The sequence below is a fragment of the Pseudomonas sp. 2 genome (genome assembly GCF_056627435.1).
On the sequence record NZ_JBWXNG010000020.1, the window covers coordinates 125,569 to 131,775 of the forward strand.

Annotated in this window: 8 protein-coding genes; 7 read left to right on the forward strand and 1 reads right to left on the reverse strand. The window is 58.0% G+C overall.

Annotated features, from left to right (window positions below):
- Positions 1-137: 137 nt before the first annotated feature.
- Positions 138-1,073, reverse strand: a complete 936-nt coding sequence (locus AC1MEK_RS26255) for a LysR family transcriptional regulator (RefSeq protein ID WP_480399161.1) — start codon at positions 1,071-1,073, stop codon at positions 138-140.
- A 196-nt stretch (positions 1,074-1,269) separates the two neighbouring features.
- Here AC1MEK_RS26255 and AC1MEK_RS26260 point away from each other — a divergent pair, with 196 nt between their 5' ends.
- The 7 genes from AC1MEK_RS26260 (at position 1,270) to AC1MEK_RS26290 (ending at position 6,100) form a co-directional block, all read left to right on the forward strand.
- Entirely contained in the window at positions 1,270-1,860 is a 591-nt protein-coding gene (locus tag AC1MEK_RS26260) for an NADPH-dependent FMN reductase (RefSeq protein ID WP_480399162.1), read from the forward strand.
- 14 nt (positions 1,861-1,874) lie between these two features.
- The gene (locus AC1MEK_RS26265) at positions 1,875-2,741 is read left to right on the forward strand and encodes a pirin family protein (protein WP_404634982.1); all 867 of its coding nucleotides are present in this window, start codon (positions 1,875-1,877) and stop codon (positions 2,739-2,741) included.
- Between the two features lie 20 nt (positions 2,742-2,761).
- Complete coding sequence (locus AC1MEK_RS26270; RefSeq protein ID WP_480399163.1) at positions 2,762-3,364, forward strand: malonic semialdehyde reductase; 603 nt, start codon at positions 2,762-2,764, stop codon at positions 3,362-3,364.
- A 19-nt stretch (positions 3,365-3,383) separates the two neighbouring features.
- Complete coding sequence (locus AC1MEK_RS26275) at positions 3,384-3,995, forward strand: NADPH-dependent F420 reductase (protein WP_480399164.1); 612 nt, start codon at positions 3,384-3,386, stop codon at positions 3,993-3,995.
- Positions 3,992-5,059 (forward strand): alkene reductase, encoded by a 1,068-nt coding sequence (locus tag AC1MEK_RS26280; RefSeq protein WP_480399165.1) that lies wholly within the window; start codon positions 3,992-3,994, stop codon positions 5,057-5,059. The genes AC1MEK_RS26275 and AC1MEK_RS26280 overlap by 4 nt, the downstream gene beginning before the upstream one ends.
- A 199-nt stretch (positions 5,060-5,258) precedes the next feature.
- Positions 5,259-5,870: a reactive chlorine resistance membrane protein RclC gene (rclC, locus tag AC1MEK_RS26285; RefSeq protein ID WP_480399166.1), complete on the forward strand. Its 612-nt coding sequence runs from the start codon at positions 5,259-5,261 to the stop codon at positions 5,868-5,870.
- Positions 5,870-6,100: a DUF2790 domain-containing protein gene (locus AC1MEK_RS26290; protein WP_480399167.1), complete on the forward strand. Its 231-nt coding sequence runs from the start codon at positions 5,870-5,872 to the stop codon at positions 6,098-6,100. Before rclC ends, AC1MEK_RS26290 begins: the two co-directional genes overlap by 1 nt.
- Positions 6,101-6,207 lie beyond the last annotated feature (107 nt).

The window sequence follows — 6,207 nt, forward strand, 5'->3', positions numbered from 1 at the left end:
CGGGCCGCGCACGAATGGCCCCCTGAACGCTATCCGAATGAGCTTTCGGGATGGTCAGGCACGGGTTCCCATTTCGAGTGAGGCTCTGGATCCTTACGGGTTGAAAGGAGAGCCTCACTCGGTTGGCCGGCGGATCTCTATCTTTTGAGCGATGACTTCTCACTGCGTTTACCGCTGTCCATCAACCCCATTTCCTTGATGGTGTTTGCTGCGAATTCGATGAACGCAGATACTGCGCGAGGCAGTTGACGGCGGCTGTGATAGACAAGATGCACGCCTATTGCGCCTGAAGTGTAATCAGGGAGCACTTCCTTCAAGCGCCCTGCATCGATATGGGCAGCGCTGAGTGCTATTGGGAGCAACGCGATGCCCAAACCGGCCAGTGCCGCTTCAAGCTGCGCAGACGACGTATTGGCTTGAAAAGGACCATCCACTTCGATGGTCGCCGCTTGATGGTCGACACCGCCCAGTCGCCAGGTGGTCCGAGGACCACCGTGAGACGGTGAGGTGATGCATTGATGGGCACTCAGATCCCCAGGCTCTACCGGTACGCCATGTGCCGCCAAATAGCCTGGGCTCGCCACCAGCGTTTGACAACTCGTGCCCAGTTTGCGCGCGAACAGCGATGGATCGCGGTCCCCCCCGCGCATGGCGACATCTATTCCCTCCCCCAGCAAATCGACGCGCGCGTCATTCAGCTCGAACTCAAGACGTACTCGCGGATGCTCGGCGATGAATTGCGCCACGGCCGTTGCTGGAAACCAGTTGAAAAAATCCACAGGAGCCGCCACCCGAACGCGACCGGCAATCTCGGCAGAATCATTCGTCACCTGACCGGCAACCCGCAGCAACGCATCGATCTGATCGGCAGATTCGGCGTAAAAATTGGTCCCTGCATCGGTCAACACCAAGCGCCGCGTGGTGCGCTGCATCAGCCGTGTACCTAACGCGGCCTCCAATTGCTGCACACGCCTGCTGGCAGTACTGGGTGGCATGCCGAGACGCCGCCCTGCTTCGGCGAAACTCCCCGCTCGAACGACTTGAACAAAAAGTGCGACATCATTCAAGTCCACGTGATTACCGCCGTTTTTGCATGAGTGAGAGAGATCCGCCCATTCTAGACCGAGCCTGAACCGGCCAGTAGTCCTACTAATTACACTCTTTTATGAGCGAGTGCATCTCACCCACCCATCTTTCTGAATGATCGGAGACTTTCTAAAGTGGGCTCCATGGCGCACAGGCGCCTCACTTTTTCTCAGGAGACTCACCATGACCACCGTTTCCGTCATCGTCGGCAGCACTCGTGACAGCCGCTTCTCCAGCGCCCCAGCCAACTGGATCAAGCACCACCTGGAACAACGTGAAGGGCTCAACGTGCGCTTGCTCGACCTGCGCGATTTTGATCTGCCGTTCTTCGACAGCGCCATGCTTCCCGGCTTTCCTGGCCGTCCAGCGTATGAAAACGAAAATGTTCGTCGCTGGACTGAACAGATTGCGACCTCTGATGCGTTCGTCGTAGCCACCGCCGAGTACAACTTTGGCCCGCCCGCTGTTTTGAAGAACGCGCTGGACTGGGTCTACCCGGAATGGAATCGCAAGCCGATTGGTTTCGTGAGCTGGGGCAGCGTTGGCGGCGCCCGCGCCGTACAGCAACTGCGCGAAATCGCGACCGAGCTTCAGATGGCTTCGATTCGTACAGCAGTGCATATCCCGGTCGGCGCGATCTATGCCCACTTCCAGGGCAAAACAGATGAAATCGAGGCCGCGTTGCAGGCGCAGAACGATCAGGCGGGACGCATGATCGACGACCTGCTCTGGTGGTCGGATGCCCTTAAAACCGCCCGCAACACAACCGCCTGATCGAGGAGATGACCATGTCCCGCGCTGCTGAAAAAACCACTGTGCAACTGCGTCAGATCACTCATCGCACCCATGGGCGACGCAACGGCCCTGCCGTGCGCCTGATGAGCCCGTCAGATTTCGGCCAGATCCTCAAACCGTTCGTGTTCTTGGATTTCTTCGACATGCAGGGTCCGCCTTTCGTGGGCGACCTTCATCCACATTCGGGGATTGCCACATTGTCCTATCTGATCGATGGGCGGATGGACTTGATTGATCCGGATGGCACCACGGTCGTTCTGCCCAGTGGCGGCGTCGAGTGGATGCAGGCAGGTAAAGGCATGTGGCACGGCGGCAGCGTCGGCGATGAGGATCATGGTCGGGTGCGTGGCTTTCAGCTCTGGGTTGCTCTGCCACCCGAGTCGGAACTCGGGCCGACACGCTCTGCCTTTCAGAGGGCCGAAGACATCGTCAGCGCAGGTCCGGCACGTGTTCTGCTAGGCAGCTACGGCAGTGTCAGCAGCGTAATCGAAACCCCGTCGCCCATGAATTTCCTGGCCGTGAAACTCAAGGCCGGAGAGCGGTGGACCTATGTCTCGCCAAAGGGACACACGGTGCTCTGGGTATCGCCCGTTGAAGGAGGGCTGCTGGCCAACGGTGAAAAACTTCACCCTGAAGAGTTGGTGGCGTTCGAACGTTCCAGTCAGTCGGTTCACTTCGAGGCGTTGAGTGACACCCAGTTCATCCTGGGGTCTGCCGTACCTCACAAGCACGACCTCGCTCTGGGCTATTACTCGGTTCACACCTCGCCGCAGGCGTTGAAGATCGGAGAAGCTCACATTCAAACGATCGGCAAACGCCTGGTCGAAGAAGGTCGCCTGGACCGCCGGGACATCCGATAACAGCTTCGAAGGAGAACACCATGTCTATTCGCTCTGCGATGACCAATGATGTGCTGGCTCAACTGTTCACGGACGCCCGCTCCCATCATCACTGGACAGAAAGGCCGGTATCGGACGAGTCGCTCAAGGCACTCTACGAGCTGGCCAAATGGGGCCCGACCAGCGGGAACCTTCAGCCTGCCCGCATCGTTTTTGTCCGCTCCGAGGAAGGGAAACGCAAGCTTTATCCCGCCCTTGAGGGCATGGGCAGCAACCCCGAGCAAGTGCGGATGGCGCCTGTAACCGCCATCGTGGCTCAGGACACGAGGTTCTTTGACCAGGCACCTCGCCTGTTCCCCCGCATGAATTTCAAGCCGATGTTTGAGGCCGACGCGGCCTTTGCCGAGTCGATTGCCTACCGCAGCAGCTCGCTGACAGGGGCCTACCTGATGATCGCGGCGCGCGGCCTGGGGCTGGATGTGTGCCCCATGTCCGGTTTCCACAACGCAATCATCGATGAGGCTTTTTTCAGCGGCACGTCATGGAAAGCAAACTTCATTTTCACCATCGGCCATGGCGAAGACGCGCGCCTCTACCCACGTGACCCTCGGCTGTCTTTCGAGGAAGCCTGCCGCTTCGAGTGAAGGACAAACAGGAGCAGATATGAAAAGCATCGGAATCATTGGCGCCGGACAAATCGGCAACGCCATCGCTCAGCAGCTCGCGCGTTTGAATATCGAAGCCACGCTGGCCAACAGCCGAGGGCCTGAAACCCTCAACGAGCAGGTCAGGCAACTGGGTCCTTCGATCAAGGCCGGGACACGTGAGGACGCGGCTGCCAAGGCCATCGTGTTCGTGGCGGTTCCCTGGAAGAAGTTGAAGGAGGCACTCACGGGCCTGCCAAACTTTGAAGGACGCATCGTGGTGGACACAACCAACCCATTGCAGAAACAGCCCTTTGCGGCCATCGATATCGGTGGTCAAGCCTCCTCAGCGCTGGTCGCGCAAATGGTCCCAGGTGCCCGTTTAGTCAAGGCGTTCAATCATCACGCTTATTGGAATCTGGCGGCCGAGCCCACAAAAGAAGGCAGTCAACGGATTCTGTTCTACGCAGGCGAGGATGCGGCGGCCAAGGCTGAGATCGCATCTCTGATCGAGCGCCTGGGGTTCTTCGGCGCGGACATGGGAGATATCGAAACAGGCAGTCGTTTGTTCCAGCCACCGACAGGCCCGCTTGCAGGTCCCAATCTCGTGAAGATGGAGTTGCAGGCATGAATCAGCTGTTCGCACCCACGATGCTTGGCGGCGCATTACTTCAAAATCGCATCGTCATGGCGCCGATGACCCGAGCCCGTGCCGACAGCGATGGAACCCCAGGACCGCTGGCTGCCGAATACTACGCACAGCGCGCAAGCGTGGGTTTGATCATCACCGAAGGCACCCAGCCTTCCGACGATGGCCAGGGATATCCCGCAACGCCCGGCATCTACACGGATGCACATGTGGCGGGCTGGGGTGAAATTACAGCCGCAGTACACGCTCAGGGCGCTCGCATCTTCTTTCAACTGATGCATGCCGGGCGCATGTCACATCCGCTCAACACGCCCCATCATCGGCAAGGTGTGGCGCCCTCGGCGATCGCCCCTGGGGAGCAGATCTTTACGTTGTCAGGTATGAAGCACATACCAGTGCCGCGTGCCCTTGACCTCGATGAAATCCCGCAGGTGATCAACGAGTATCGATACGCTGCGCGCCGCGCAGTGGACGCCGGAGGTGACGGTGTGGAGATTCATGGTATCGCCTACCTCATTCATCAGTTCCTGGCGATCAGCAGCAACCAGCGTACGGATCGCTACGGCGGTACGCTGGAGAACCGCGCACGTTTTGCCATTGAGGTTGCAGAGGCTGTCGTGGAGGAGATTGGAGCGGATCGAACGGGTATTCGCCTGTCGCCCGGCTTTGGCGGGATGGGACTCAACCACGGTGATGAGGCCCCTGATCTGTATCGTTATCTTGTGGGTGAGCTCGACAAGCTCGGCCTCGCGTACCTGCATATTGTTCACTACGGCGACGACGCGCTTTTGCACGATCTGCGCAAACTCTGGCACCAGGCGCTCATTCTGAACCGACCTGAGCGACCGCGTGAAGACGTCGGGAAAGACATTGCCAGCGGTCTGGCCGATCTTGAATCGTACGGGCAAATGACGCTAGCCAACCCCGACTTGATTCGCCGGTTGAAAAGCAATGCACCGCTCAATGTCGCCGACCCCAGCACCTATTTTGGCAGCAGCCCGCAGGGCTATGCGGACGGGTACACCGATTATTCGACATTGGCCTGATCGCTTAGCCTTTGTGAGTTTTACAGCACGGCCGCTGCCATTTTGCAGCGGCCGTTTGCGTTGAAGCCGCTGTCAGCAATGCTCGAAAAACGCCACCCCCGAGATTGAGCAGATCGCGCAAAGAATTGATCCCATCGCGAATAACAGGCTTCGGCCCTCCCTTTACTCTGAGCCCACACCAATTTAAGGGCTCATCATCATGAACTCCCCAAATACCCTGATTCAAAAGCTGCTAATCCAGGCAACACAGCTCGATAAACTCGGCGTGCATCTGATCCGTATCGGCGTTGCAATCATTTTCATTTGGATTGGCGCGCTGAAATTCGTACCGTACGAAGCCGACAGCATTACGCCGTTCGTGGCCAACAGCCCTGTCATGTCGTTCTTCTACGAACACCCCGAGCAATACAAGGCTCACCTGACTCACGAAGGCCAGCTCGACCCTGTGCAGCGCCAATGGCAAACCGACAACCACACTTACGCATTCTCTGACGGCCTGGGAACAGTCGAAATTCTGATTGGCTTGCTGGTGCTTTCGTACGCCTTCTCAAGACGCATGGGCATGGTCGGATCTGTCCTCGCATTTCTGACGCCGCTGGTGACGCTGTCATTCCTGATCACCACCCCCGAAGCCTGGGTATCGAATCTTGGAGATGCAGACTTCGGCTTTCCCTACCTGTCGGGAGGTGGACGGCTTGTGCTCAAGGATGTGCTGATGCTGGCGGGAGCGGTGGTCATGATTGCGGATTCTGCTCGCCAATTGCTTCAGGAAGAACCAACTCCCCAGGCTTACGAGGCTCAGAGCGTCTAATGAAAACACTCGCACTTTCACTCATCTTTGCTTGTTTCGCCGCAAGTGCCTTCGCTCAGGACGCTTCGCCGGCCTCGGCTCGATCAATGGACATCGTCCAGGTCATCAGCCAGACCACCGATGACGGTAGCTGTGGCCTCATACCGATGCACCTGGTGTACAAGGACTCCAGAGGCCTCGTTCATACCCTCGATTACACAATCATCGGCAGCGGCTGTTCCAACGGCTGATTGATGCCCAAAGGCCGCCTTCATGGAGGCGGCTATTTATCAACCTTGTCCTGAAGTTCTTCCCCTGTGATTCTGGCTTATTTACACACGCTATCCAGTGAGCGGCA

What these genes read in the sequence shown, in the direction of transcription:
- AC1MEK_RS26270 (WP_480399163.1), top strand. Translation starts at nt 2,762, where the DNA reads ATGTCTATTCGCTCTGCGATGACCAATGATGTGCTGGCTCAACTGTTC.
- rclC (WP_480399166.1), top strand. Translation starts at nt 5,259, where the DNA reads ATGAACTCCCCAAATACCCTGATTCAAAAGCTGCTAATCCAGGCAACA.
- AC1MEK_RS26260 (WP_480399162.1), top strand. Translation starts at nt 1,270, where the DNA reads ATGACCACCGTTTCCGTCATCGTCGGCAGCACTCGTGACAGCCGCTTC.
- AC1MEK_RS26275 (WP_480399164.1), top strand. Translation starts at nt 3,384, where the DNA reads ATGAAAAGCATCGGAATCATTGGCGCCGGACAAATCGGCAACGCCATC.
- AC1MEK_RS26290 (WP_480399167.1), top strand. Translation starts at nt 5,870, where the DNA reads ATGAAAACACTCGCACTTTCACTCATCTTTGCTTGTTTCGCCGCAAGT.
- AC1MEK_RS26265 (WP_404634982.1), top strand. Translation starts at nt 1,875, where the DNA reads ATGTCCCGCGCTGCTGAAAAAACCACTGTGCAACTGCGTCAGATCACT.
- AC1MEK_RS26280 (WP_480399165.1), top strand. Translation starts at nt 3,992, where the DNA reads ATGAATCAGCTGTTCGCACCCACGATGCTTGGCGGCGCATTACTTCAA.